22 protein-coding genes, 1 tRNA gene and 1 pseudogene are annotated in these 26,674 nt (G+C 63.4%); 14 read left to right on the top strand and 10 right to left on the bottom strand.

What is annotated here, in order from left to right:
* Positions 1-96 precede the first annotated feature (96 nt).
* On the bottom strand, positions 97-297 hold the full coding sequence (locus tag GTP55_RS21590) for a YbdD/YjiX family protein (protein ID WP_110849929.1): 201 nt from the start codon (positions 295-297) through the stop codon (positions 97-99).
* Entirely contained in the window at positions 297-2,372 is a 2,076-nt protein-coding gene (locus GTP55_RS21585; RefSeq protein ID WP_161046900.1) for a carbon starvation CstA family protein, read from the bottom strand. Before GTP55_RS21585 ends, GTP55_RS21590 begins: the two co-directional genes overlap by 1 nt.
* A 172-nt stretch (positions 2,373-2,544) precedes the next feature.
* Here GTP55_RS21585 and GTP55_RS21580 point away from each other — a divergent pair, with 172 nt between their 5' ends.
* From GTP55_RS21580 to GTP55_RS21560, 5 genes are all read left to right on the top strand, one after another.
* Complete coding sequence (locus GTP55_RS21580) at positions 2,545-3,906, top strand: cache domain-containing protein (RefSeq protein WP_161046899.1); 1,362 nt, start codon at positions 2,545-2,547, stop codon at positions 3,904-3,906.
* Positions 3,903-4,520 carry a response regulator gene (locus GTP55_RS21575; protein WP_161046898.1) on the top strand — a complete coding sequence of 206 codons (618 nt, stop codon included), beginning with the start codon at positions 3,903-3,905 and terminating at the stop codon, positions 4,518-4,520. The genes GTP55_RS21580 and GTP55_RS21575 overlap by 4 nt, the downstream gene beginning before the upstream one ends.
* Before the next feature lie 221 nt (positions 4,521-4,741).
* Entirely contained in the window at positions 4,742-5,911 is a 1,170-nt protein-coding gene (locus tag GTP55_RS21570; RefSeq protein ID WP_161046897.1) for an EAL and HDOD domain-containing protein, read from the top strand.
* 3 nt (positions 5,912-5,914) lie between these two features.
* The gene (locus GTP55_RS21565) at positions 5,915-7,999 is read left to right on the top strand and encodes a putative bifunctional diguanylate cyclase/phosphodiesterase (RefSeq protein ID WP_161046896.1); all 2,085 of its coding nucleotides are present in this window, start codon (positions 5,915-5,917) and stop codon (positions 7,997-7,999) included.
* A gap of 41 nt (positions 8,000-8,040) precedes the next feature.
* A tRNA-Ser gene (locus GTP55_RS21560) sits at positions 8,041-8,130 on the top strand.
* Between the two features lie 192 nt (positions 8,131-8,322).
* Here the strand turns inward: GTP55_RS21560 and GTP55_RS21555 are convergent.
* The 6 genes and pseudogenes from GTP55_RS21555 to GTP55_RS21530 form a co-directional block, all read right to left on the bottom strand.
* Positions 8,323-8,697 carry a hypothetical protein gene (locus tag GTP55_RS21555; protein WP_161046895.1) on the bottom strand — a complete coding sequence of 125 codons (375 nt, stop codon included), beginning with the start codon at positions 8,695-8,697 and terminating at the stop codon, positions 8,323-8,325.
* A 55-nt stretch (positions 8,698-8,752) separates the two neighbouring features.
* Positions 8,753-9,880, bottom strand: coding sequence for an SGNH/GDSL hydrolase family protein (locus tag GTP55_RS21550; protein WP_161046894.1), 1,128 nt, complete (start codon positions 9,878-9,880; stop codon positions 8,753-8,755).
* Positions 9,881-9,887: 7 nt separating this feature from the next.
* Entirely contained in the window at positions 9,888-10,316 is a 429-nt protein-coding gene (locus GTP55_RS21545) for a hypothetical protein (protein ID WP_161046893.1), read from the bottom strand.
* 54 nt (positions 10,317-10,370) lie between these two features.
* Positions 10,371-11,456, bottom strand: a pseudogene (locus GTP55_RS21540) (porin).
* Between the two features lie 17 nt (positions 11,457-11,473).
* Entirely contained in the window at positions 11,474-12,382 is a 909-nt protein-coding gene (locus GTP55_RS21535) for a LysR family transcriptional regulator (RefSeq protein WP_161046892.1), read from the bottom strand.
* 81 nt (positions 12,383-12,463) lie between these two features.
* Entirely contained in the window at positions 12,464-13,417 is a 954-nt protein-coding gene (locus GTP55_RS21530; protein WP_161046891.1) for a 2-hydroxyacid dehydrogenase, read from the bottom strand.
* Positions 13,418-13,630: 213 nt separating this feature from the next.
* Here GTP55_RS21530 and GTP55_RS21525 point away from each other — a divergent pair, with 213 nt between their 5' ends.
* The 5 genes from GTP55_RS21525 (at position 13,631) to GTP55_RS21505 (ending at position 19,173) form a co-directional block, all read left to right on the top strand.
* On the top strand, positions 13,631-15,022 hold the full coding sequence (locus GTP55_RS21525; RefSeq protein ID WP_161046890.1) for an MFS transporter: 1,392 nt from the start codon (positions 13,631-13,633) through the stop codon (positions 15,020-15,022).
* 91 nt (positions 15,023-15,113) lie between these two features.
* Positions 15,114-15,767 (top strand): aldehyde dehydrogenase iron-sulfur subunit PaoA, encoded by a 654-nt coding sequence (paoA, locus tag GTP55_RS21520; RefSeq protein WP_161046889.1) that lies wholly within the window; start codon positions 15,114-15,116, stop codon positions 15,765-15,767.
* Positions 15,764-16,717 (top strand): FAD binding domain-containing protein, encoded by a 954-nt coding sequence (locus GTP55_RS21515; protein ID WP_161046888.1) that lies wholly within the window; start codon positions 15,764-15,766, stop codon positions 16,715-16,717. The genes paoA and GTP55_RS21515 overlap by 4 nt, the downstream gene beginning before the upstream one ends.
* A gap of 5 nt (positions 16,718-16,722) precedes the next feature.
* Positions 16,723-18,915 carry an aldehyde oxidoreductase molybdenum-binding subunit PaoC gene (paoC, locus tag GTP55_RS21510; protein ID WP_161046887.1) on the top strand — a complete coding sequence of 731 codons (2,193 nt, stop codon included), beginning with the start codon at positions 16,723-16,725 and terminating at the stop codon, positions 18,913-18,915.
* A gap of 42 nt (positions 18,916-18,957) precedes the next feature.
* Entirely contained in the window at positions 18,958-19,173 is a 216-nt protein-coding gene (locus tag GTP55_RS21505; RefSeq protein WP_110848643.1) for a hypothetical protein, read from the top strand.
* A 3-nt stretch (positions 19,174-19,176) separates the two neighbouring features.
* Here the strand turns inward: GTP55_RS21505 and GTP55_RS21500 are convergent, their stop codons facing one another.
* On the bottom strand, positions 19,177-20,376 hold the full coding sequence (locus tag GTP55_RS21500; RefSeq protein WP_161046886.1) for a serine hydrolase domain-containing protein: 1,200 nt from the start codon (positions 20,374-20,376) through the stop codon (positions 19,177-19,179).
* A 2-nt stretch (positions 20,377-20,378) separates the two neighbouring features.
* Positions 20,379-21,518 carry an aminotransferase class I/II-fold pyridoxal phosphate-dependent enzyme gene (locus tag GTP55_RS21495; RefSeq protein WP_161046885.1) on the bottom strand — a complete coding sequence of 380 codons (1,140 nt, stop codon included), beginning with the start codon at positions 21,516-21,518 and terminating at the stop codon, positions 20,379-20,381.
* Positions 21,519-21,571: 53 nt separating this feature from the next.
* Here GTP55_RS21495 and GTP55_RS21490 point away from each other — a divergent pair, with 53 nt between their 5' ends.
* The 4 genes from GTP55_RS21490 to GTP55_RS21475 are packed head-to-tail and all read left to right on the top strand — an operon-like array spanning position 21,572 to position 26,607.
* Positions 21,572-25,045 carry a DUF748 domain-containing protein gene (locus GTP55_RS21490; protein ID WP_161046884.1) on the top strand — a complete coding sequence of 1,158 codons (3,474 nt, stop codon included), beginning with the start codon at positions 21,572-21,574 and terminating at the stop codon, positions 25,043-25,045.
* A 1-nt stretch (position 25,046) separates the two neighbouring features.
* A complete protein-coding gene (locus GTP55_RS21485) occupies positions 25,047-25,901 on the top strand; it encodes an EamA family transporter (RefSeq protein ID WP_161046883.1) in 855 nt (284 codons plus the stop codon).
* Between the two features lie 55 nt (positions 25,902-25,956).
* Entirely contained in the window at positions 25,957-26,229 is a 273-nt protein-coding gene (locus tag GTP55_RS21480) for a hypothetical protein (RefSeq protein ID WP_161046882.1), read from the top strand.
* Between the two features lie 60 nt (positions 26,230-26,289).
* Positions 26,290-26,607, top strand: coding sequence for a hypothetical protein (locus GTP55_RS21475; protein ID WP_161046881.1), 318 nt, complete (start codon positions 26,290-26,292; stop codon positions 26,605-26,607).
* Positions 26,608-26,674: the final 67 nt, after the last annotated feature.

The following is a 26,674-nucleotide window of genomic DNA, read 5'->3' as shown; positions in this document are numbered from 1 at the left end:
TTGGACACATGGGGACGGTCGAAAGTTCCGCCGTGAATGAAAAAAAAGCCGGCTCCCTGGGAGCCGGCCTGGAATCAGCAACGGATCAGCAACGGATCAGCAGCAACCGCCGCGCTTGCCTGCGCCGCCGTAGCGGGCCTCCTGCCGTTCGCGGAAGAATTCCTCGTACGTCATGTACGGCTCGCCCGGATGGGTGGTTTCCCGGTGCGTGACGTAGACGTCGTAATCAGGCAATCCCATCATCAGGCGCATGCTTTGCCCGAGGTAGCGGCCGGCCTTGGCGATGTCGCCCAGCATCATGGCACCTGCGGCGTCACCACCAGCGGGCTTTCGTTGGCGGTCGGCTTGCTGTTGGCGCGCGCCGCCAGCACAGTGCGGGCGCCGAAGATCAGCACGCTCAACACGACGAGCACGAAGAAGCCGGCCAGCGAAGCATCCAGGTAATCGTTGAAGATCACTTGCTGCATCTGGGCGATCGACTTGGCCGGGGCCAGGATCTTGCCTTCATCCAGCGCCGCCTGGTACTTGGCCGCGTGGGCCAGGAAGCCGACTTTCGGGTTGGCGGCGAAAATCTTCTGCCAGCCGGCCGTCAGCGTGCACAGCAGCAGCCAGATGGTCGGCACGATGGTGACCCAGGCGTACTGGCCGCGCTTCATCTTGTACAGCACGCAGGTGCCGAGGATCAGCGCGATCGCCGCCAGCATCTGGTTGGCGATGCCGAACAGCGGCCACAGCGTGTTGATGCCGCCCAGCGGATCGACCACGCCCTGGTACAGGAAGTAGCCCCAGGCCGCCACGCACAGGCCGGTGGCGACCAGGTTGGCGAAGGTGTTCTCGGTTTTCTTCATGGCCGGCACGAAGGCGCCTAGCAGATCCTGCAGCATGAAGCGGCCGGCGCGGGTGCCGGCGTCGACGGCGGTGAGGATGAACAGTGCCTCGAACAGGATGGCGAAGTGGTACCAGAAGGCCATCATCTCGCGTCCGCCCAGCACGCCGGACAGGATGTGGGCCATGCCCACCGCCAGGGTCGGCGCACCGCCGGCGCGGGAAATAATGCTGTGCTCGCCAACGTCCTTGGCGGTCTGGATCAGCATCTCCGGCGTGATGTAGAAGCCCATCTGCGACACCGCCTGCGCGGCCGACTCGGCGGTGGTGCCGAGCAGCGCGGCCGGCGAGTTCATGGCGAAGTAGACGCCCGGATCAATGGTCGAGGCCGCTACCAGCGCCATGATGGCGACGAACGATTCCATCAGCATCGCGCCGTAGCCGATGAAGCGGGCGTGGCTTTCGTTCTCGATCATCTTGGGCGTGGTGCCGGACGAAATCAGCGCGTGGAAGCCGGACACGGCGCCACAGGCGATGGTGATGAACAGGAACGGGAAAAGCGAACCCGACCATACCGGGCCGGTACCGTCGATAAACTTGGTGAAGGCCGGCATCTGCAGGTGCGGCGCGACGATCAGGATGCCCAGCGCCAGGCCGACAATGGTGCCGATCTTCAGGAAGGTCGACAGGTAATCGCGCGGCGCCAGCAGCAGCCACACCGGCAGCACCGAAGCGACGAAGCCGTAGCCGATCAGCATCCAGGTCAGCTCGGTGCCGGTGAAGGTGAACATCGGCGCCAGCGCGGCGTTTTCCTGCACGTACTGGCCGCCGAAGATGGCGCCCATCAGCAGGATGAAACCGATGATCGACACTTCGCCGATGCGGCCGACGCGGATGAAGCGCGAGTACACGCCCATGAACAGCGCGATCGGAATGGTCGCCATCACGGTGAAGCTGCCCCACGGCGAGCCGGTCAGCGCCTTGACCACGATCAGCGCCAGCACCGCCAGGATGATGACCATGATCATGAAGGTGCCCAGCAAGGCGATGTTGCCGGGAATCGGCCCCAGCTCGGCCTTGATCAGGTCGCCCAGCGAGCGGCCGTCGCGGCGCATCGAAATGAACAGCACGATGAAATCCTGCACCGCGCCGGCAAACACCACGCCGGCCAGGATCCACAGCATGCCGGGCAGATAGCCCATCTGCGCGGCCAGCACCGGGCCGACCAGCGGACCGGCGCCGGCGATGGCGGCGAAGTGGTGGCCGAACAGCACGTATTTATTGGTGGGGACGTAGTCGAGGCCATCGTTGAGCTTGCCGGCCGGGGTCTGGCGGCGGGCGTTCAGGCCCAGCACCTTGTCGGCGATGTACAGGCTGTAGAAACGGTAGGCGATCAGGTAGACGCAGACGGCGGCGATGACGATCCAGATCGCGCTGATCGACTCGCCGCGGTGCAGGGCGACGACGCCCAGCGCCGAAGCGCCGGCGAGGGCCATAGCGGCCCACCCCAGCTTGCTAGCCAGGGTATTCGGTACAGTGGTACTCATGCTTCCTCCAAGGTTCTCTTTGCCGCTTTTTGCGGCTTATGACTAGTATTCATCAAGCTGATATCAGTAACAAGCGCACCAATACGCACGGCGGCTGCGTATAACTACGTAGGCTGCGAGACGGGCAGGGGCGTAAAATCGCGGCTGCAAGACGATAAATGGAGATGGCTTGATGAAGTTGCGGCAAAAGGTGATTTTTCTGGCGATCACGCCGCTGATTCTGGCGCTGTGCGCGATCGCGCTGGCGGTGCGCCACCAGTCGGTGCTGCTGGCCGAACAGCAACGCGCCACCATCCAGCAGGCTTACCTGAGCAGCAAGGAAGCCGAACTGAAGCATTACGTGGCGCTGGCCTCGCACTCGATCTCGCACCTGTACGAATCTGGCCGCGACGATGACGCCACGCGCCAGGAGGCGATGCGCATCCTGTCCTCGCTCAGCTATGGCGACGACGGCTATTTCTTCCTCTACGATATGCAGGGCAACACGCTGATGCATCCGCGCCAGCCGGAGCTGGTCGGCCGGAACCTGATCGGCCTGCGCGACGAATATGGCCAGCTGACCATTCAGAACCTGCTGCAGCGGGCCCGCGCCGGTGGCGGGCTGGAGCGGTATATGTGGGTCAAGCCGTCCACCCATAAGCCGGTCGCCAAGCTCGGCTACGTGATCGCCATGCCGAAGTGGGGCTGGATGATGGGCACCGGGATTTATCTGGACGACGTCGACCAGGCGCTGGCCAAGATCGACGTCCAGCAGTCCGGCAACATCCACAACACCATGCTGTGGATCGCCGGCATTGCGATTGCCGCCGCGGTGGCCGTGGCCAGTTCCGGCTTGGCGCTGAATATCAGCGAACTGCGCGTGGCCGACGCCAAGCTCAAGGTGCTGGCGCAGCGGGTGGTGGAGTCGCAGGAAGAGGAACGGGCGCGGCTGTCGCGCGATCTGCATGACGGTATCAGCCAGTGGCTGGTGTCGATCAAGCTGCAGATCGAGGCCGGGATTATCCGGCTCACCAGCGGCCAGCAGCCGGCGGCGCAGGCGGTGTTCGAGCACGCCGCCGACCAGCTCAGCAACGTGATGGCCGAGGTGCGCCGCATCTCGCACAATCTGCGTCCGGCCATCCTGGACGACATCGGCCTGGCCGCCGCGCTGCATCACCTGGGCCAGGAGTACACGCTGAGCAGCGGCACGCCGGTCCACTTTGAGGCATCCGGCTGCACCGATGCCTTGCCGGATGTGGCCAACACCGTGCTGTTCCGGCTGGCGCAGGAGGCGCTGACCAATATCGAGCGCCACGCCGGCGCCAGCCGCATCGACATCACGCTGACCGGCGAAGCGCACGGGGTGTCGCTGCGGATCCGCGACGACGGCCACGGTTTCGACGCCGAAGGCATCGCTCTGCATCCGCAGCGCGGCATCGGCTTGCGTAATATGATGGAGCGGATGGACGCCATCGGCGGCCGCTTCGCGATCCAGTCCTCGACCGACGGCACGGTGGTGACCGCCTATGCCGCTAACAACAGCCCAATGCCATGACGAAAACGATCAAAATCCTGCTGGTAGACGACCATCCCCTGGTGCGCGACGGCCTGCGCGCGCGGCTCGAAGCGATGCCGCAATTTGAAGTGGTGGCCGAGGCCGGCGGCGCGGCGGAGGCGCTGGAACAGGCCGCGCGCCATCCGGTCGACCTGGTGCTGATGGACATTAATATGCGCGGCGCCAACGGCATCGAGGCCACCGCGCTGTTCAAGCAGGCGTTTCCGCAGATCGCGGTGCTGATTCTGTCGATGCACGACAAGCTGGAATACGTGTCGCAGGCGATCCAGGCCGGCGCGCGCGGCTATGTGCTCAAGGATGCGCCCGGCAAGGACATCGTGGTGGCGATCGAGACCGTGATGTCGGGCGGCATTTATTACAGCACCGCGCTGGCGCGCCAGCTGGCCCAGCCGCAAAATCAGGACAACCAGCTGACCTCGCGCGAGCACGAGGTGCTGCGCCATATCGCCCATGGCGAGTCGAACAAGCAGATCGCCCGCGCGCTCGACCTCAGCGTGCGCACCGTGGAAACCCACCGCCTCAACATCAAGCGCAAGCTGGGCATTGAAGGGCAGGCCGAGCTGATCCGTTTCGCGGTGCAAAACGCTCAATAGAAGTGTGGCAAAAAAACCCATATTGTGACGGGAAACCTTAAGCAATGGTCAACAGAGCGTGTTTGTACGGCAATATCTGCTATATTCCTGCACCGACTGCCGCACCATCGACTGGTCTTGAATTGGTCATATTGCTTATCACATTACTATCTTCATGGTATCTGATTGCTTAAAGTCAATTGTTGATCTAAGATGGGGCGGATAACCCTGATGAGATATTGATGTCTGCGCCTGAAATCAGCCCGTTTCCACTGGTGGAATTACATGCGGTATCCAACGCTCATAACGAGTGGGTGGCACTGCTGTTCGAGGTTTCGCCCGACGCCGGCGACGCCTTCCAGGCCACGTTGACGCTGCTGAAAACGCCCGACGTGTTTGCCGCCCTGGCGCCGCTGGAGTGCATCCTGCCGGTGCCGCAGCCGCATCTGCTGGAGCAATCCCAGCTGGAGAACCTGCCGGCCAACCGCATCATCCTGCGCGTGCCGGCCGGCGCTTGCGCCGACGTCGCCGTGCAGCGCAAGCTGGCCAGCTATGCCGACGCCGGCTACCGCATCATGGTCGACGGTGTGGCCGAAGGATCGGCCGCCACCATGTGCAGCGCCCGTTCGCTGATGGTGGACGCGTCGCTGACACTGCCGCCGATGCTGGCGCTGGTGGCCCAGCCGGGCCCGCATCTGGCGACCGGCATGCGCAGCGAAGAACGCATCGCCGACTGCGCCAAGGCCGGCTTCAGCTGGTTCGCCGGCGACTTCGCCCTGTTCCCGTCACCAGACAACAACGCCGGCGACGGCACCTCGCGCAAGCGTCTGCTGGCGCTGCTGGGCCTGCTGGCGCGCGACGCCGATTCGCGCGAGCTGGAAGTGCTGCTGAAGCAGGATCCGGCGCTGGCCTACCACTTGCTCAAACTGGTCAATTCGGCCGCGTTCGCGCTGAGCTCGCCGATCCACAGCTTCGGCCAGGCCATCAACGTGCTGGGCCGCCGTCAACTGCAGCGCTGGCTGCAACTGCTGTTGTACGCGCGTCAGCAGGACGACGGCCTGGCCAATCCGCTGCTGCCGCTGGCGGCGGTGCGGGCGTCGATGATGGAAGGGCTGGCCCGCGAACTGGGCTGGGACCGCGACCAGCAGGACATGGCCTTCGTGGCTGGCGTGTTCTCGCTGCTGGACGTGCTGCTGGCGATGCCGATGACCGAAATCGTCGCCGCCCTCAGCCTCGACCTCGACGTGGTGATGGCGCTGCTGGACCGCGCCGGTCCGCTGGGCGACCTGCTCAAGCTGGTCGAGCAGCACGATGGCGCCAGCCTGGAGCAGGCCGGCATTTCCCGCGAAACCTATTGGGAAGCGCAGTTGCAGGCTTACCACTGGGCGATTCAGGTGAGCAGGAACATCTAACCCATGCTCGCGCAACCCGGCTCCGATTTCCTGACCAACAGCGCGGCCTTGTGCGACGCGGTGTTGCGCTTGCGCGGCACCGCCCTGACCGAAGAACTGGGCCGCATCCTGCGTGCCGTACTCAACAGTCCGCTGGGCGAATACATCCCGGCCGATGCCGCCGCGCTGCTGCTGCGCCCGCCGATCGGCCCCGCGCAGGCCGCCAACGACGACGCCGTGCCCAGCCTGAGCCAGGACCTGTACTTCGACCAGCATTTCTTCGGCCGCTTCGTGGTCTCCGGCCGTACCGCCTACAGCGATCTCGACCGCCAGCACCTGAGCAGCCTGGCCAGCCTGGCGGCCAGCGTGCTGCAAGTCCATTCGGTTGCCCAGCGCACCACCCACGCCTACGTGCAGGTGGAAGCGCAGTTGCAGCACCAGGCGCAGATCCTCGACCAGATCCATGAGTCGGTGCTGACCATGGACATGAACGGCTTCATCATCAGCTGGAACAAGGGCGCCGAACGGCTGTTCGGCTACACCGCGGTGGAAGCGGTGGGGCGCAACATCCTGTTCCTGTACGATGATGAAGACATGGGCTTTCACGACGCTTTCCTGGAGCAGGGCGGACGGCTGATGGAGGTACGCCGCAAAAAGAAGAGCGGCGAAGTGTTCTGGGCCAGCCTGTCGCTGTCGCCGCTGTGCGACATCAACGACCGCTCGATCGGCCTGATCGCCTACCTGACCGACATCACCGAACGCAAGATGGCCGAGGAGCGCATCCACCACCTGGCCTACTACGACGCCCTGACCGGCCTGCCGAACCGCACCCTGCTGACCAAGCTGGTCGACCAGGCCTTGATGGTGGCGCAGCGCAACAAGGCGCATGGCTGCGTGCTGTTCATCGACCTGAACCGCTTCAAGATGATCAACGACACGCTGGGCCGTCATATCGGCGACGCCCTGCTGGTCGAAGTGGCGCACCGCTTCCGCTCGGTGCTGCGCGACCAGGACCTGGTGGCGCGGCTGGGCGGCGACGAATTTGCCGTTGGCCTGTTCGACATCGGCCAGCACTTCGAGGCCAGCATGGTCGCGCAAAAACTGCTGGCCACGCTGAACACGCCGATCTTCATCGACGGCCATGACCTGCGGGTGGGCGGCAGCATCGGCATCAGCGTCTTCCCGCAGGATGGCGGCGACGCCGAAACCCTGCTGCGGCTGGCTGACATCGCCATGTACCGCGCCAAGCAGGAGGGCGGGGCGGACGGCGACCACATCGCCTTCTACAGCCAGGACATGAACCAGGGCATGCAGGAACGCATGCGCATCGAAACCGGCCTGCGCAACGCGCTGGGCAATGGCGAGTTGCTGCTGCACTACCAGCCCAAGTATTCCATCCCCGACGGCAAGATCATCGGCGCCGAAGCGCTGGTGCGCTGGCGCCACCCGGTGCGCGGCCTGGTGCCGCCGTCCGAATTCATCCCGCTGGCCGAAGCGACCGGGCTGGTGGTGCAGGTCGGCGAATGGGTGCTGGAAACCGCGTGCGCGCAGGCGCAGGTATGGAAAGACGCCGGCCTGCCGCCGATCCGCCTGGCGGTGAATGTGTCGGCGCGCGAGTTCACGGCGGCGCTGCCGGGCCGCGTCAGCGAGACCTTGAAGCGCTACGGCCTGGAGCCAACGTGGCTGGAACTGGAAATCACCGAAAGCACGCTGATGCACAACATTGACCGCGTGATCGGCATCATGGACCGGATTACTGCGCTGGGCGTGACCTTGTCGCTGGATGATTTTGGTACCGGCTACTCGTCGCTGTCGTACCTGAAGCGCTTCCCGATCGACACGCTAAAGATCGACCGCTCGTTCACCATCGGCATCCCGGAGGACACCAATGACTGTGCGATTGCCAACACCATCATCAGCATCGCCCAGCAGCTCAAGCACAAAGTGATTGCCGAAGGCGTGGAAACCGAAGCACAGCTGGCATTCCTGAAAAATTCCGGTTGCGACGAAGTGCAGGGTTACCTGTTCTCCAAACCGCTGGAAGCGGACGCGTTCGAGCGGGCGTTGCGGGAAAATTGGTTACCCAATAGTGGCTACCGGGCGGCGTAGGTGGTCTTGGCTGTAGAAATCTGTATAATGCTGCACACTTAGGAAGCGTGGCCGAGTGGTTGAAGGCAGCAGTCTTGAAAACTGCCGACGGTGTGAGCCGTTCGTGAGTTCGAATCTCACCGCTTCCGCCAGAACAATAAAAAAGCCGCCGGCACTGAGCGCGATCTTGATCGCGTTCAGTGCCGGCGGCTTTTTTATTTCTTGGTGGAAGCGAGCAAGGCCCCTGCGGGCCTTGCGTGTGAGATTCGAAGGGCATGGCCCTACCGGCCATCCCGCTCCGAATCGCCCATTCTCAACCCTTCTTATCAGCTGCTGCACCGACGTCACCGTGCCGCAGGCGTCGCTGTGGCCGGCTGGGGATAAATTACGATGGGAGCAGGTGCCGTTGCGGGCGGCTTCGGCGCTGAATTGACCAACAACACGGCAATGGTGGAGACCGACACTGCGGTGCTGGCCAGGATGGCGCCGACCACCCATTTGATGACTTCACTTTGCCCGCGATGAAAGCTCGCTTCCAGTTGTGCGTATTTGGTGCTGGATTCTTCTCGCACTGACTTCAAACCTGCGTCGATCGTCTGGTTGAGCTTGTCCAGGCGGGCATCGGTCGCGAGTTGGTGGGCTTTTGCTTCGCCGTTCAGTCGCTCGATAAACGCATGCAGCTTTGCATCGATGTAGTCTTTTTCGTTGGGCGTGTCCATTGCAACATGGTCTGCGCAGGGAAAAGCGGTGTCAATGACCTCGCTCAATAGTGCTTCATCGCCTCGCCAAGAATCCCAATTCGTGGAAGCGTTCGCCAATGAGCTGGTGTGTGGCTGCATCGGGATGCAATGCGTCCGGCAGCGGCAGGCGGGCGTTGTCGTCCGGGCCGTAGAGTCGGGTACCGTCGAGGTAGTGGATGTTGGGATCGGTCGCTTGCCGTTGCTTGATGATGGCTTGCAGGTGTTCGCGGATGACGCGCAGTGTCAGCTTGCCCTGGCGGATTTCGCTTTGCTTGCCGACGGCGCGGAACAGCAGGCGGCCTTCGCTCAGCGCGCCTGCATCGAACAGGCACGGGCCGGGCGTCTCCTCGTGGATCGGGCAGTACAGCGGCGAGATCACCAGCAGCGGCGTGGTCGGATGGCCGTCGCGGATTGTGTCCAGGAAGCCGTGCACGGCGGGCGCGAAGGCGCGCAGGCGCAGCAGGTCGGTGTTAACCAGGTTGATGCCGAGTTTCACGCTGATCAGGTCGGCCGGCAGATCGCGCATGGTGCGGGCGGTGAACGGGTCCAGCAGGGCGTTGCCGCTGAGGCCGAGATTGAGCAGGTCGACGCCCGCCAGTCCGGCCGCGACCACCGGCCAGATGCCGGATGGGCTGGCGGCATTCGAACCCGCGCTGATGGAACTGCCGTGGTGCAACCACTTGCGCTTGCCGGTCGCGGTCAGCGGCGTGATGGCGGCGTTGGCGCGCAGGTCGACCAGTTCGGTGGTTTCGTCGTGCGGCAGCCAGATATCGATGGTCTTGTCGCCGTCAGGAAGATCGGTGAAGTACAGCGTTTGGGTTGCGCCCGGTTCGATGGCGGAGGCGCCGGCGGCCAGGTCGATCTTCATGATTTTGCCGCCGGGGGCGCTGAGCTGGCGCGCCAGCTTGCCGTTGATGTGCAGATCGTAGACCCCATCCGGCCGCGCCGCCATGCCGGCGTAGGCGCGCTTGGTGGGCAGCGTATCCAGTTCGATGGAGGTCGCCGCCGTCTGGAACGACAGGCGCACGCCGGAGGGCTGCGATTCCGCCATTGCCAGTTGCGCGTCGGGACATTGGGCGCGGGCCCAAGCAGGCAGGCGATGGGGCAGCAGGCCAGCTGCGGTGCGCTCGACTTCAACGGCGCCGTGGATGAGATTGATCATCCCGGGATTATTTCCGAGCACCGTCGGGTTTGTCAATTTCCGGTGCTGCCGCAGGCGGAGACGGCTGGGCATAAATCACGATGGGTGCGGGCCCCTTGGGCGTGGATTGCGTCACCAGCAACGTGGTTGCCGAGATCGTGATGGCAGCGCTGGCGATGGAGATGCCGGCCACCCATTTGATGAGTTCGCCCTGGCTTTTGGTGATTTCACTCTGGCTTCTGGTCACTTCGCTTACGACCTTTTGCAGATACGCTTCGGTTTGGGCCCGTTGGAGTTCGTTTTCTTTCTGTGTGGACTTTAATCCAGCCTCCAATGTTTGGTTGAGCTGGACGAAGCGCGCATCGGTTGCGAGTTGATGCGCGCGGGCATCGCCGTTCAGTCTTTCGATGACTGCTTGCAGCTTTGCATCGATATAGTCTTTGTCGGTGGTCTCCATCGCGCCATTTTGCGCGCGCTATCCAGCTTGTCAATGATAGCGCGCAAGCGTCGCTTAGAAGGTGTGTCGCAGGCCGAGGTTGTAGGCGCGGTCGCCGGTGCCGGCTTCGCTGTTGTTGGCCACGGTGTAACCGGCGCCGTTGCGGTTGCGGATGCTGCCGTAGGCCACATACAGCGCGGTGCGCTTCGACAGCGGGTGGACGTAGCCGACGCCCCAGGTGCTGGCGTCCTGGTTGTACGCGGTGCGGTCATCCTTGCGCATGACGGAGGCCATCAGCGTTCCCTGCGAGATCCGCGCCGCGATGCCGATCAAAACTTCGCGGCCATCGGTGGAGGCGGTCGGCGCCGCGCCGCCGTACGGATTGCTGGTGTTGCCCAGCGGCGCGCTGTTGTAGCCTTTGTCGACGCCGACCGCGAAGTACATCCGGACGATGCCGACCTCGTAGTTCGCGGCGAACAGTTTGTTGCTGCCGGTGCCGCGCGTGACTGCCGGCGTCCCCGCCGCCGCGACCGTGTCGCCATTGCGGCCGTTGTAGGCTAGGCGTAGGTTAAGTGGGCCGGCGCTGTAGCCCAGCGATGCGCCAATCTGCCGCCCGGCCGTGGCATCGCCCGCCTGTTCGCCGGGGCTGTAGGCAATGTCGCCGCTCACACCGTTGGACTCAGGCATGGCGTACATGATGGTGTTGTTGCTGCGGGCATTGGTGCCCCAGTCGGGGAAGGCGTTCTTGATGGTGCCGGCATAGCCGGTGCCGAACGGATCGGCGACGCTGACCAGAGCGTTGTGGTACGGCGTGGTTTGCCTGCCCAGTGTCAGCGTGCCGGCGCTGCTGCGCAAGCCCACCAGCGACTGCCGGTTGAACAGCACGTTGGCGCTGGCCAGCGTGCCGGTGTCGATGCTGTAGCCATTTTCCAGAATGAAGAAGGCGGAGACGCCGCTCCCCAGATCCTCCTAACCTTTGAAACCTATGCGCGATGACGATGCCGGTCCGCTGGTGATCCGGGTGACGTTGCCGGCGCTGCCGCCGCTTTCGCCCACCAGGCCAACGTCGGCGATGCCGTAGATGGTGAGCGAGGACTGCGCATGGGCTGCCTGCGCAGCAAATAAGGCCGTCATGGCAGCCGCGATCGTCATTTTTTTCATAGGTCTCCTGTTTGGTTTTATCCGGGGCCAGCCCGCTGTTTGTTGGCAAAGTGTTCGATGGCCAGCAGCCGGAAAGCGTTGACGGCTGGGTTGTCCTGGTCTGTGCGCCAGGCCATGCTCATTTCTGCCGGCGCCACCACATCGGCGATGGGGCGGAATGCCACATTGTCGTAATGGAAGCGCTGTGCCGACGACGGCAGGATCGACACGCCCAGGCCAGCGCGCACCAGCGACAGAATCGTCGGGCTCTGGTCGATGTATTGGGCGATATTGACCTGCACATCCTGGCTGGCAAAAATGCCCATCAGGCGGTCATAGAAATACTTGCCCTGCACCGGCGCGTGCATGATGAAGGGCTGGTTGTTCAACTGCTTCAGTTCAATCTGCTGATGCGCGCACAGTGGATGGCCTTGGGGCAGCGCCACCACCAGCGCTTCTTCCGCCACCAGTTGCATCTCCAGCTGCTGGCGCGAGGACACCGGCCGCATGAAGCCGAGGTCGATGGTGTTGGCGTAGAACGCTTCGATCTGCGCCACCGAGATCAATTCAAACAGCACCACGTCGATATCGGGCAAGGCTTGCCTGGCGGCGGCCAGCAGCTCCGGTATCAGCTCATAGCCGGCGGCGCCGGTGAAGCCCACGCGGACCCGGCCGGTCTTGCCCTTGCTGGCGCGGCGCACCGTGGTCTCGGCCTGTTCCGCCAGATTCAGCAGGCGGCTGGCGTCGGCCAGGAAAATGCGGCCTTCGGTGGTCAGCTTGACCGTGCGGCCGATCCGTTCAAACAGCTCGACGCCGAGGTTGTGCTCCAGCAGCTGAATCTGCCTGCTGAGTGGCGGTTGTGTCATGTTCAGCAATGCGGCGGCGCGCCGGAAATTCAATTCCGTGGCGGCGGCGACAAAGCAGCGTACCTGTCCCAGATCTAACATAGCGTGTCCTGTAAGGCGTAAGTAGTCGGCCATGATTATAGGTTTATTGGCCGCAGGACAGGTTTCGCGTGCTTCATCGGATCAGGTGGTCAGGCTGCCTTCGGGACGTTGACCGGCCAGACCGGCCGCCAGGCTGGCCAGCACCATCTCGCCCATGGCGGTGCGCGACTCGACGGTGGCGCTGGCGCGGTGCGCCTGCAATACCACGCGGTCGTGGTTGAACAACACTGCCGGCACATTCGGCTCATCGACAAACACGTCCAGTCCGGCGCCGGCGATGGCGCCGCGTTGCAGCGCTTCGACCAGATCGCTTTCCACCACCAGCTTGCCGCGCGCGATGTTGATCAGGTAGCCGTCCTTGCCCAATGCATCCAGTACGGCGGCGTTGATGATGCCTTGCGCCTTGTCGGCGGCGGCCGCCAGCACCAGGATGTCGCTGTCGCGCGCCAGTTGCAGCAGGTCCGGCACGAAGCGGTGCGGCACCTCGTTGATCTGGCGCAGGTCGGTGTAGGCGACCGGGCAGTCGAACGCTGCGGCGCGCTGGGCGATGGCGCGGCCGACCTTGCCCATGCCGACGATACCGACCCGCTTGCCGCTGAAGCGGCGCGACAGCGGCAACGCCCCCGGATTCGGATTGCGCTGCCAGTTGCCCGAGGTGACGAACTGATGGCCGGCGCAGATCTGGCGGCAGGCCGACAGGATCAGGCCGATGGCCAGGTCGGCCACATCCTCGGTCAGCGCGCCGAAGGTGGCGGTGACAGGAATGCCGCGCGCCTTGGCAAACGTCAGGTCGACCGCATCGGTGCCGACGCCGTTGACGGCGATCACCTTCAAGGCCGGCAGCGCGGTGATCATGTCGTTGCTGATGCCGGTATGGCCGCCGGTGATCACGCCCCGGATCACGCCGCCGTGCTGCTTCAGATACGCGGGCTTGTCTTCTTGCTCGAACAGGCGGTGCATGGTGTACAGCGTGTTCAACTGGTCATTGATGGCGGGCACGAGAATCGGGTTCAACTGCAAAATATTCGGCTTCATTCAGGAGCTCCTTGTTGGTCGTTGGCGCATGATCTGCGGTTTTTGACAACGCGTCCAATCCGAATACGCTATCAGTTGATACAAGCTCTGCGTGATTCAATTTGCGGATCAACGGATGTCCAGAAAAGATTGGACAGCGTTGTCGGCCGGTGGGAGGATTTGCTGGACCGATAAAAATAACAATCTTTTAAAAAACAAAAATGGAGACACCGCATGCGCCCACAACGCGTCACCAGCATCCCGCAGCCGATCGTCACAGCGACGGCAGCGGCGCCCGAGAAAACCAGCAACTACCGCTGGGTCGTCATGGGCCTGATTTTCTGCATCTGGGCGATTGCCTGCGCCGACCGCGCCAACTTCGGCATCGCCTTGCCGTACATGAAGAAGGAATTCCACATCACCAATACGGAAGCGGGCCTGATCGTCAGCCTGTTTTCGTTCGCCTATGCCATTGTGCAGATTCCGGTCGGCCTGCTGTATCGCCGTCTCGGTGAAAAAGCCAGCCGGTATTTCCTGGCCATCTGCATGGTGTTGACGTCGGTATTTACCGGCTTGATGGCGACCACGTCGTCGGTCTTGCTGTTGCAGCTTTACCGGGTGGGACTCGGCCTGTCCGAAGGGCCGCTGGGCATCGGTTGCACCAATGTGATCAACCGCTGGTTCCCGCCACAGGAGAAGGGGCTGGCCACCGGCATCTGGATCGCCGCCTCCAAGCTCGGCCCGCTGATGGTGCCGTCGATCGGCCTGATCGTCATCGCCATCTGGGGCTGGCGCGAGATCTTCTACGTCTTCGCGGTGCCGGGCTTGCTGTTCTCGGTGCTGTGGATGCTGCTGGTTACCAATTCGCCGGACCAGAGCCGCTACTGCACGCCGGCCGAGCGCCGCTACATCCAGGGCGAGGGCGATCCCGCCGCCGGACAGCGCCTGCATCCGACCGCCGAACGCATGCAACTGCGCAAGATGCCGCTGCTCGACTTCATCAACCGCACCAAGCCGGTGACGCGCCTGAATACGGTGCGGCAAGTGTGCCTGTCGTGGAATATCATCGGCGTGGCGCTCGGTTACGGCTGCATGATCGGCATCAGCAACATCTTCATGTCGTGGATTCCAACTTACCTGATCACGGTGAAAGGCTTTGCGGCCGTGAAGATGGGCTTCCTGGCGTCGGCGCCGTTCATCGGCGCGGTCAGCGGTAATATGATCGGCGGCCTGATTTCCGACCGCCTGCTGGACGGCCGCCGCAAGCCGATGATGCTGCTGGGAGCGGTCGGCACCACGCTGATGATGTGCCTGCTGGTGGAAGCGCCGGACAGCGCTGTGTATCTCGGCTGCACGCTGCTGGTCTCCGGCCTGATGCTGGGCATCGGCTTCGCCGGCTACTCGGCGTATGCGATGGGGCTGGCGACCAAGGCCACGTATCCCACCGCGTTCGGTATCGTCAATTTCCTCGGCCAGATTGGCGGGGCGGTGGCTCCGCTGGCGGTCGGCATGCTGCTCGATCACTATGGCTGGAGTAGCGTGTTCCTGTACATGGTCGGCACCGCCTTGCTGTGCGTGGTGCTGGTGCTGAGCGTGGTGGAACCGGTGGCCGAGCCGGATCGCTGATCAGCTTCGTTATGTGCGCTCCCTAACATTGGGATGCTCGTCACGCATTTACTATAAGCCTTGGACCCGACAGGCTAGAGGATGCGACGACATGAATAACCACAGCGACATCAATATGACGCGCCGCAATGTATTGATTGCGGGCGCGATTTCAGCGACGGCGGCGACGGTGCCGTTGTCTGCTGCGGAAGCGCAGCCCACCACGGCCAAGCCCGCGACCACGCCGCCGCCGACCCCGGCCAAGTTCTCTTTTGAAGTCAACGGCAAGCAGCAGACGCTGGAAGTCGACACGCGCACCACGCTGCTCGATGCCCTGCGCGAACATCTGCATCTCACCGGCACCAAGAAAGGCTGCGATCACGGCCAGTGTGGCGCCTGCACCGTGCACGTCAATGGCCGCCGCATCAATTCCTGCCTGTCGCTGGCGGTGATGCACAATGGCGACAAGATCACCACCATCGAAGGCCTCGGCACGCCGAACCAGCTGCATCCGATGCAGGCGGCCTTCATCAAGCACGACGGCTACCAATGCGGCTACTGTACGCCGGGGCAGATCTGTTCCGCCGTCGCCGCGCTGGACGAGATCAAGCAAGGCATCCCGAGCCACGTCAGCGGCGATCTCAACGTCCGGCCGTTGCTGAATGAAGCCGAGCTGCGCGAGCGCATGAGCGGCAATATCTGCCGATGTGGCGCCTACTCCAACATCATCGACGCCATCACCGAAGTGGCGGGGAGGACGGCATGAGGGCCTTTACCTATCAGCGCGCGCAGACGCCGGCCGAAGCCGCCGCAGCGGCGCAACGCACGCCCGGCGCCCGCTTCATCGCCGGCGGCACCAATCTGCTGGACTTGATGAAGCTGGAGATTGAAACGCCGCAGCACCTGATCGATGTCAACGGCCTGGCGCTCGACAAGATCGAAGCGATCCAGGGTGGCGGCCTGCGCATTGGTGCACTGGTGCGTAACACCGACCTGGCCGCCGACCAGCGCGTGCGGCGCGATTACGCCGTGTTGTCGCGCGCCTTGCTGGCCGGTGCCTCGGCGCAGCTGCGCAACAAGGCCACCACGGCCGGCAATCTGTTGCAGCGCACACGTTGCCCTTACTTTTACGATACCAACCAGCCCTGCAACAAGCGCCAACCGGGCAGTGGTTGTTCGGCGATTGGCGGCTACAGCCGCAATCATGCCATCCTCGGCGCCAGCGATGCCTGCATTGCAACGCACCCGAGCGACATGGCGGTGGCCATGCAATTGCTGGACGCCACTGTCGAAACCATCAAGCCGGACGGCGCCACCCGCACCATTCCGATTGCCGATTTTCACCGCCTGCCGGGCAACACCCCGCAGATCGACACGACGCTGATGCCGGGCGAACTGATCACCGCGGTGACCTTGCCCAAGCCGCTGGGCGGCGTGCACGTCTACCGCAAGGTGCGTGACCGTTCCTCGTATGCGTTTGCGCTGATTTCGGTGGCGGCCGTGGTGCTGCCGGACGGCAGCGGCCGCGTGGCGCTCGGCGGTGTCGCCCACAAGCCATGGCGCGTTCCGGGCGCTGACGCCAGCATGCCGCAAGGCGCCAAGGCGGTGTCCGAGCAATTGCTGGCCGGCGCCAAACCAAGCGCCGAGAGCGCGTTCAAGATTCCGCTGGTGCAGCGTACGCTGGCCTCGGTGCTGGCTGATGTGAAGAAAGGCTGAACAACATGAAATTTGTCACTCCCGCCACCACCAATCCCATCGACCAACTCAAGGTGATTGGCCACGCCACCGACCGTATCGACGGCCCCTACAAAACCACCGGCACCGCGCCGTATGCCTATGAGCACCAGCAAGCGAACGCCGCCTACGGCTATGTGGTCGGCGCTGGCATCGCCAAGGGCCGCATCACGTCCATCGATGTGAGTCAGGCCAAGCGCGCGCCCGGCGTGCTGGCGGTGATCACCGCCGACAACGCGGGCAAGCTGGGCAAGGGCAACTTCAACACCGCCAAGCTGCTGGGCGGGCCGGACATCCAGCACTATCATCAGGCGATTGCGCTGGTGGTGGCGGAGACTTTCGAGCAGGCCCGCGCGGCCGCGCAGCTGGTCAACGTCCAGTACAGTCAGGAGAAGGGTTCGTACGACCTGGCCAAGGTCAAGGACAAAGCCAAGGAGCCGGACGACAAGGAAGCCAAGGACAAGAAAGTCGGCGACTTCAACGGCGCTTTCGCTGCGGCGCCGGTCAAGCTCGACGCGACTTACACCACGCCCGACCAGTCGCACGCGATGATGGAGCCGCATGCGTCCATCGCCAGCTGGCAGGGCGACAAGCTGACGCTGTGGACCTCCAACCAGATGATCGACTGGGGCCGGGGCGATATGGCGAAAACGCTGGGTATCCCGAAAGACAATGTGCGGCTGGTGTCGCCCTACATCGGCGGCGGCTTCGGCGGCAAGCTGTTCCTGCGCTCGGAAGCCTTGCTGGCGGCATTGGGCGCCAAGGCGGTGCAGCGGCCGGTCAAGGTGGCGTTGCAACGTCCGCTGATGATCAACAACGCCACGCACCGTCCAGCCACCATCCAGCGCATTCGCATCGGCGCCACGCGCGAGGGCAAGATCAGCGCCATCGGCCACGAGAGCTGGTCCGGCGACCTACCGGGCGGTCAGCCGGAAACCGCAGTCAATCAGACGCAGCTGCTGTACGCCGGCCCGAACCGCATGACGAAAATGCGCCTGGCGGTGCTCGATCTGCCGGAAGGCAATGCGATGCGCGCGCCGGGCGAAGCGCCGGGTCTGATGGCGCTGGAAGTGGCCATGGATGAAATGGCCGAAAAGCTGAAGATGGACCCGATCACCTTCCGCATCATCAATGACACCACGGTCGATCCAGCCAAGCGCGACCGCAAATTCTCCACGCGCCGCTTTGTCGATTGTCTGCGCACCGGCGCCCAGCGTTTCGGCTGGGACAAGCGCCAGGCGCAACCGGGCAAAGTGCGCGACGGTCGCTGGCTGGTCGGCATCGGCGTGGCCTCGGCTTTCCGCAACAATTTGGTGCAGAAGTCCGGCGCGCGCGTGCGGCTGGACGGCAAGGGGCTGGTCACGGTGGAAACCGATATGACCGACATCGGCACCGGCAGCTATACCATCATCGCCCAGACGGCGGCGGAGATGATGGGCGTGCCGCTGAACCAGGTGCAGGTCAAGCTGGGCGATTCGGACTTTCCGGTATCGGCCGGCTCGGGCGGGCAGTGGGGCGGCAACAGTTCGACGGCGGGCGTGTATGCGGCGTGCGTCAAGCTGCGCGAACTGGCGGCGCAAAAGCTCGGCCTCGATCCCAATCTCGCCGAGTTTTCCAACGGTAATGTGCGCGCCGACGGCCGCTCCTTCCCGCTGACGCAGGCCGCCGCCAATGGCGAACTGGTGGTCGAGGACACGATGGAATACGGCGACCTCGACAAGAAGTTCCAGCAGTCCACCTTCGGCGCGCACTTTGTCGAAGTGGGCGTGGATGCGGCCACCGGCGAGACCCGCATTCGCCGCATGCTGGCGGTGTGCGCCGCCGGGCGTATTCTCAATCCCAAGGCGGCGCGCAGCCAGGTGATCGGCGCCATGACCATGGGGGCGGGAGCGGCGCTGATGGAGGATCTGGTGATCGACCATCGCGGCGGTTTCTTCGTCAACCACGACCTGGCGGGCTATGAAGTGCCGGTGCATGCGGATATTCCGCATCAGGAAGTAATCTTCCTCGATGAGACCGACCCGGTGTCTTCACCGATGAAAGCCAAGGGCGTCGGCGAGTTGGGCATTTGCGGCGTGGGCGCGGCGGTGGCGAACGCCATTTACAACGCCACCGGCGTGCGGGTGCGCGATTATCCGGTCACATTGGATAAACTCATCGCAAAAATGCCGGAAGTGTGAGTTAGTGCTATCCTGTTTGGACGGTATGAACAAGGAGGATATATGCCTGCTTCTCACGACACCTATACTCGCACCCAGGGCCTGAAGAAAACCTACGAGGTCGAATATACGGCTTTGCGTTACAAAATCTCGCTGGGCGATAAAGTGCTCAAGGATATCGAGCTGGGGCTGCAGTCGGCCCCGGTCTACGATCCGGAAATCGCCTGGCGGCACGCGGTGGCCGACATCGAAAATCTGCGGGGCATGACCGAGCAATAGCATTCAGCGGCAGCCGGGGCTGAGCTCCGGCCGTTCGCGCGCTTGCAATCCCATCAGGTCCGGCCGGTCGTAGGGGATGTAATTCATCCAGAACCACGGCAGGCAGGTCTTGCCGTAGACGTATTCTATGGCCGGGAAGAACATATTGTTCGCGTTGGAGCTGTTGCTCAGCATGACGATGCCGTTGCGCGACTGGCGAAAGCCCAGCGCGATGTTATTTGTGCCATCGTCCGCGCCTTCCTTGAAGAACGCCGGCCCCAGCGGTGAGTTGTACAGCGGCCAGCCGATGCCGATCGACAGGCCGCTGCCGCGCCATAAATCCGTATCGCCTGGCCAGTGCGAGGGAAACTGCTGCACCGAGACGATGGCCATCTGCGGCGACAGCATTTCCTTGTACCCGGCGGCCGACAGGCCTTCGCCGCGCAGTACGCCGGCCATGAAGGCGGCGTAATCTCCAATTGTCGTATCCATCGAACCGGCGGCGCGGGCATCACTCCGGCGCTTGTGCGGGATGACCGTGCCGTCTTTGCCGTAGTGCGTGGTTTCGCGGCCGGCCCATTCTTTGCGCCAGACCATGCTGGTGTCGCGCATGCCGAAGCGGTCGAACACGCGCTGCTGCATCAGCGTTTCCAGCGGGACGCCGGTACGCTCTTCCACCACGATTTGCAAAATGTTCAGGCCTTCGCCCGAATACACGTAGCGGCTGCCGGGCGGATATTTGAAGTCCAGCTTGTTGTTCTCGTTGATGTAGCGCCAGTTGATCAGGCCACTGGTGTGGGTCAGCAGCATGCGCGGCGTCAGTAGCTGCCAGCGCGGATCGTCCTTCAGGTCGGCAAATTTGGGATAGTCGGGAAGCGGCTTTTTCAGCAGCGTGGGCAGCGGCGCGTCCAGTGTCAGCACGCCTTCGTCCACCAGCTGCATTACGGTGTAGGCGAATACGGCCTTGGTGAGCGAGGCGGCGTACATGATGGTGTCGGTGCGCAAGGGCTGCCGCTGGTCGAGATTGGCGTAGCCGTAGGCGTGGGTGTAGCTGACCTTGCCGTCCTGGATCAGCGCCAGCGACAGGCCGGGCACGCGCGCCGCGCTCATCAGACGCTGGACTTCGGCGTCCAGCCCCGGCGGCGCGGCAGGTGGCGCTGCGCATCCTCCAAGCATCACAACGGCAATCAATGCAGCGTAGCGGGGCAGGGAGGAGAGGCGCATGATCAGTCCTTTCTGGGTTGCGCCGCGAACCAGGGTTTGAGGCGGCGGATGGCTTCTTCGATTTCCGCCGTGGAGACGGCGAAACTGAACCGGATGAAGTATTTGCCGTCGACCGGATCGAAGTCGATGCCGGGCGCGCTGGCGATGCCGGTGTCTTGCAGCAGGCGCTTGCAGAAGGCCAGGCTGTCGTCGGTCAGGTGGGCGATGCTGGCGTAAATATAGAACGCGCCATCCGGCGGCGCCACCGTGGTCAGGCCCAGCTCGGGCAGTGCGGCCAGCAGCAGGCGGCGGTTTTCGCGGTAGACGTTGATGTGGCCGTCTAGCTCATCCAGCGCGTCGAAGGCGGCCAGGCCGGCGTGCTGGCTCAGCGACGGCGCGGTCAGGAACAGGTTGCCGCAGTAGGCCTGCGCGCGGTCGACGTGTTCCGACGGCGCCAGCAGCCAGCCCAGTCGCCATCCGGCCATGCTGAAGTATTTGGAGAAGCTGCTGACCACCAGCGCCTGCGGTTCGTAGGCGAGGACGGTTTGCGCCGGCTCGACGTAGCTGAGGCCGTGGTAAATCTCGTCCGAAATGATGCGGATGCCGCGCGCGCGGCAGACTTCCGCGATGGCCTGCAGTTCCTGGGCCTTGATCAGCGTGCCGGTTGGATTGGCCGGGCTGGCGATGATGACGCCGTGCGGCGCCGGCTCGACGGCAGCCAATGCAGCGGCGGTCAGCTGAAAGCCGACGTCGGCGCCACAGGCGATTTCCACCGGTTCCATGTGCAGCGCTTTCAGCGTGTTGCGGTAGGCAACGTAGCCGGGCCGCGCCATGGCGATGCGGTCGCCCGGCGAGAACATCGAGCTCAGCGCCAACACCAGCGCCGGCGAGGCGCCGCAGGTCAGGATCAACTGGTCGGCGTGGACGGTGACGCCGTAGCGCTCGTCGTAGAACTGCGCCAGCCGCTGTTTCAACGGCGCGCTTTCCCAGTAGCCCATGCTTTCCGCGTCCAGCACGGCGTGTGCCCTGGCGATGGCGGTTTTTGGCGCGCCGGTGGACGGCTGACCGAATTCCATGTGGATGATCGAACGGCCTTCAGCTTTCAGGGCGTGAGCCTGTTTGCTGATGGCGATGGCGTGGAAGGGTTCAAGTTCTGCTTTCATGGCATCGATTATACTGTTGCTTGTTACATAAAAATAGTAAAGGCTGGCTGGGTATGGCAATACGGTGGAAGCGGTGGGGTATCGGTGCGGTCGGCGCTGTCGGTGTGTATGCATTGGCGGGCGCATGGCTGTTGCCGAGTGTGATCAAAAGCCAGCTGCCCAAGTATGCCGAGACCGAACTGGAACGCAAGGCCAGCATCGGCCAGCTCAGTTTCAACCCTTTCACGTTGCGTCTGGAGGCGGAGGATGTGCGCTTCACCGAGGCCGATGGCGCACCGCTGTTCGCGGTTGGCGGGCTGGCGGTGGAGATGCAGTGGCGCTCGCTGTTCCGCCGCGCCTGGAGTTTTGCCGAGATTCGCATCACGCAGCCGGCCGTGCAGCTGGCGATTGCCAAGGACGGCAAGTTCAATATCGCCGAGTTCCTGAAGACCCTGGAAAAGCATAAGAAGCCGGATGAGCCGGATTCGCCGATGCCGCGTCTGGTGATCGAACATTTTGTGCTGGATCACGGCCAGGTGGCGATGCATGACCAGCACGCCGGCTACAACGATATTTTCGCGCCGATCACTTTCGCGCTGAACAACCTGAGCACGCTGCCGGATGAAAATGGCGATTACACGCTGAACGCGGATGCGGGGCTGGGCGGCAAGCTGTCCTGGAAAGGTGTGGCGGCCGTCAATCCGATCAGCGGCAGCGGCTTGCTGACGCTGGAAAATGTGGCTTTGCCGGGCCTGGCGACCTATCTGAAGTCGTTCTCGCGGGTGGTGGTGGAAGAGGGCAAGTTGTCGGCCAGGCTGCCGTACAAGTTTGGCTACAAGGATGGCAAGCTGGATGCCAGTTTGGCTGGCGCAGGTCTGACGCTGCGCGATCTGTCGCTGAAGCGTGGCGCGGATGCGGCGTTTGTGAAGGTCAAGCAGCTGGCGGTTGGTGACGTGGGCGTTGATTTGCTGAAGCAGTCGGTCAGCGTTGGCAGCTTGCAGTTGAGCGGCGGCGCACTGACCGTGCGGCGCGATGCGACGGGTGAGCTGGATGTGGCGAATTTGACGTTGCCGGCGCAGGCAGCCACGCCAACGCCAACGCCGGCCAAGCCCGCGCCTGCGCCCACCAAGGGCAGCTGGAAACTGCAATTCAAGCAGATCGGGCTGGATGCAGTGGCGATCAATTATTTCGACCAGACCGTTAGTCCGGCGCTGAAAGTCAGCACCGACAACGCCAAGCTGAAACTGGCATTGCAACTGGACGGTAGCAAGCTGAATATCGCCGATGCCGATTTTTCGATGGATAACCTGTCGATGAACGCCGGTTCGCAAGCGCCGCTCAAGCTGTCGCGCATTGGCTTTGAAGACGCTTCGCTGGATCTGGATGCGCACAAGGCCAACGTCGGGCGTTTGTATGCTGACGGTGGCCAGCTCGATCTGTCGCGCGATGCCAAGGGCCAGTTCCTGTTCCTGAACACGCTGCCGAAGGCGGGCAGCAGCGCAGGGGTGGCCAAATCGCCAGCGCCAGCGCCTGCATCGGCCAGCGCACCCTGGGAAGCCGTCATCAGGTCGGTCGAGCTGAACAAATTCGGCGCGCGTTTTGATGATGCCGGCACCGGCATCAAAATCAATTTGCAGGACTTTAATCTAAAAGTCCGTGACGCCAGCACCGATCTGAAAAAGCCATTGGTATTCGAGGGCGGCGTCGGCCTGCGCGAAGGCGGGCAACTGGCCGCCCAGGGCAAAGTCGTGCCCTCTACCGGCGCGGTCGATACCGATCTGAAGCTGAGCAAACTGGCGCTGGCGCCAGTGCAGCCGTTGCTCGCCAAGTACATCAAGCTGAAAATCGCCGACGGCGCCATCAACGCGCAGGGCCACTTGCGTACCGGCGCGGGCGACAGCAAGACCGATCCGGCGCTGCGCTATGACGGTTCGTTTGAAGTGGCCCAGCTGTCGCTCAACGAACTGGATAACGACCGTTTCGCCCACTGGTCCAGCGTGCGCGCCGACAAGCTGGCGCTGAGCCTCAAGCCAGATTTGCTGGACGTGGCCGAACTGCGCGTGATCGAGCCGACCGCAATTTTGATTATCGAAAACGACCGCAGCTTCAACGCCCAGCGCTTGCTGGTGGAGGCGCCGGCCCCGGCCGCTGCATCCGCCCCAGCGGTTGCCGCAACGCCAGCCGCCAGTGAGCCATTTCCGGTCCGCATCCGCCGCGTGCGCCTGCAGGACGCCAAGCTGGACTTCACCGACCTCAGCCTGCGTCCCCAATTCGGCGCCCACATTTATGAACTGAACGGCGTCATCACCGGCCTGTCCTCCAAGCGCGATGCGCGCAGCCAGATCGAACTGGATGGCCGCGTGGACGACTACGGCCAGGCCCGCGTACGTGGTCAGCTGAACCCGTTCGTGCCGGCCGATAACACCGACCTGAACGTGATCTTCAAGAACATCGACATGGTGGCCGCTTCGCCGTACAGCATGAAGTTTGCCGGCTACAAGATCGCCCAGGGCAAGATCTCGCTGGACCTGCAGTACAAGGTGCGCAATGGCCAATTGGATGGCAACAATCAGGTGGTGCTGGATAACCTGACCTTGGGCGAGCGCATCGACAGTCCTGACGCGCTGAAGCTGCCGCTGGAGCTGGCGCTGGCCATCCTCAAGGACAGTAACGGCCGCATTGACCTGGGCATTCCGGTGGCCGGCAATATGAACGATCCGAGCTTCAGTTATGGCGCGGTGGTATGGAAGGCGCTGGGCAACATCATGACCAAGGTGGTGACGGCGCCGTTCCGTGCGCTGGGTAATCTGTTTGGCGTGAGCGGCGACAAACTGGAAGCGGTGGAGTTTGATGCCGGCAGCGACGTTGTGCTGCCGCCGGAGCGCGAGAAGCTCAAGCAGGTCGCGCAGATTCTGGCCAAGAAGCCGGACTTGAAACTGTCCGTGCCAGGCCTGTACAGCGAAGCCAATGATGGCGCGGCGTTGCGCGCACAGGCGTTGCGGCGCGCTGTGCTGGCCAAGGCAGACATCAAGCTGGCGGCAGGGGAGCAACCGGGGCCGCTCGACATCGGCCAGCGCAAGGTGCGCACCGCGCTGCGTGACCTGTACGCCGAACGTTTCGGCGCCGCCGAGTTGGACAAGGAGAAGAAAGCGGCCGAGGCCAGCGCCGGCGTTACCAATACGGCTCCTGCCGCCGCCCCGGGCATCCCTGGCGCGTCCGCTGGCGACAGCGCCTCGGACACGCCCATGGGCACCGCCGGCGCTGCCGCGAATAAGCTGCCGATGTTGCAGCGTCTGGGCAAGCTGGTGCAGGGCGAGCCGCAGGTGGCCGACGCCACAGCCTTTTACGGCAAGCTGCAAACGCGACTGGAGCAGAATCAGCCCTTGGCCAAGGACGCCTTGCCGCAACTGGGTGCGCAGCGTGCCGCAGCGGTGATCGCGGTATTGAAGGAAGCCGGTGCAACCACGGTGTCGACCGCCGCACCGAGCACCACCGACAGCGGCGCCGGCAAGCCAGTCGCGCTCAAGCTGGAACTGTCGGCGAAATAGGATGAGTGAAGTGCATAAACATCCCGCCGGCAGTCCCGTGTTGGCGGGGCTGGCGTTGCTGTGCAGCCAGCTGTCGTTGAACCTCGGCGCGGCGATCGCCAAGCAGCTGTTCCCCAGCATCGGCGTGGAGGGCGTGACGGCCTATCGCGTCGGCATGTCGGCGCTGGTGATGCTGCTGATCTTCCGTCCATGGCGCACGCCGCTGACGCTGAAGCAGGTGCTCAACGTCGCCATCTACGGTTCGGTGATTGGCCTGATGAATCTGCTGATCTACCGCGCCTTCTCCCGCATCCCGATGGGTATCGCGGTGGCGATTGAAGTGGCGGGGCCGCTGACGGTGGCGGTGCTGTCGTCGCATCGTCCACGCGATGTCGTCGCGGTGTGCCTGGCGGCGGCGGGCCTGTATTTCCTGTTGCCGATTCATGGCCATGTCGATCAGCTCGATCCGGTGGGCGTGGCGTATGCGGCCGGTGCGGCGGTGTGCTGGGCCTTGTATATTGTCTACGGCAAGCGGGTGTCGTCGATGTCGGGTGGACAGTCGGTCGCGTGGGGCATGCTGGCGGCGTCGCTGTTCATCGTGCCGATCGGCGTGGCGCATGCGGGGGCATTGTTGCTGACGCCGTCGTTCATGCTGGTCGGAATGGCGATTGCCGTGATGTCCAGCGCGCTGCCTTACACGCTGGAGATGCTGTCGATGCGCAGGTTGTCGTCGCGCACCTTCAGCATGTTCAGCAGCGCGGCGCCGGCGCTCAGCGCGCTGGCCGGCATGGTGGTGCTGGGCGAACATCTGACGCTGACGCAATGGCTGGCCATCGGCGCCATCGTGACGGCGTCGGCACTGACTTCCTTGCGCTAGCTCAAACCGGCTCAGCTTGCCTGAGCCGTGCGCAGCGGCCTAAGATGCAACCATTATGGATATCGAAGCCCGCCTCGACAAACACGACGAACTGTTCGTCGATGTGCTCGGACGTCTGGCGAAGATAGAGTCGCAATTGGAGCACACGGCCACCAAGGAAGACTTGGCGGAAATGGGGGCCACACTGGTCAAATGGATGATTGGCCTCGTTTTTGGCGCCAGCGTGGCCGCCATCACTATCATGACGTTCGTTCTGAACAACGCCGTACCCAAAGCTCCGCCCGCGCAGCCGGCGCCCATCGTCATCCAGATGCCGCCCTACAAATAGCTGCTTGTTGCTTTTACAATGCGTTCGTGGCAGCATGGATGCTTCTTCCAAGGAGGTGTCATGCAAGTCGCTCGTGCCCAACAACCGATTGCTGCCGCTGCCGTCACGCTGGTGCTGTGGATCTTCGGCGTGGCGTCGTTTATGCCGCCACTGTTCAAGTACACCAGCCAGTCCGTGCTGCTGATCATCGCCGCCGGCATCGGGATTTTCGTCTGCCTGGTGCTGCACCTGTTCTTCATCGCCATGGCCGCCAAGCGCCTGGGCCGTTCGCCGGTGGTGTGGGTGCTGGTGTCGCTGTGCTTCATGCCGGTCGCCTCCATCATCGGCCTGATTTTGTTCGAGTGGTTCAGCGAGCAGGAAAAACAAGCCGCCGCATAAGGCGCTTGCCAGACGTGGACGGGATCGTCTAGTATCGATCCCGATGCAACTGCATCAGCGTCGCTCG

It is taken from the genome of Duganella margarita, assembly GCF_009857535.1.
In the GTDB taxonomy this organism is placed as follows: domain Bacteria; phylum Pseudomonadota; class Gammaproteobacteria; order Burkholderiales; family Burkholderiaceae_D; genus Rugamonas; species Rugamonas margarita.
This window is presented reverse-complemented; position numbering and strand designations above follow the sequence as displayed.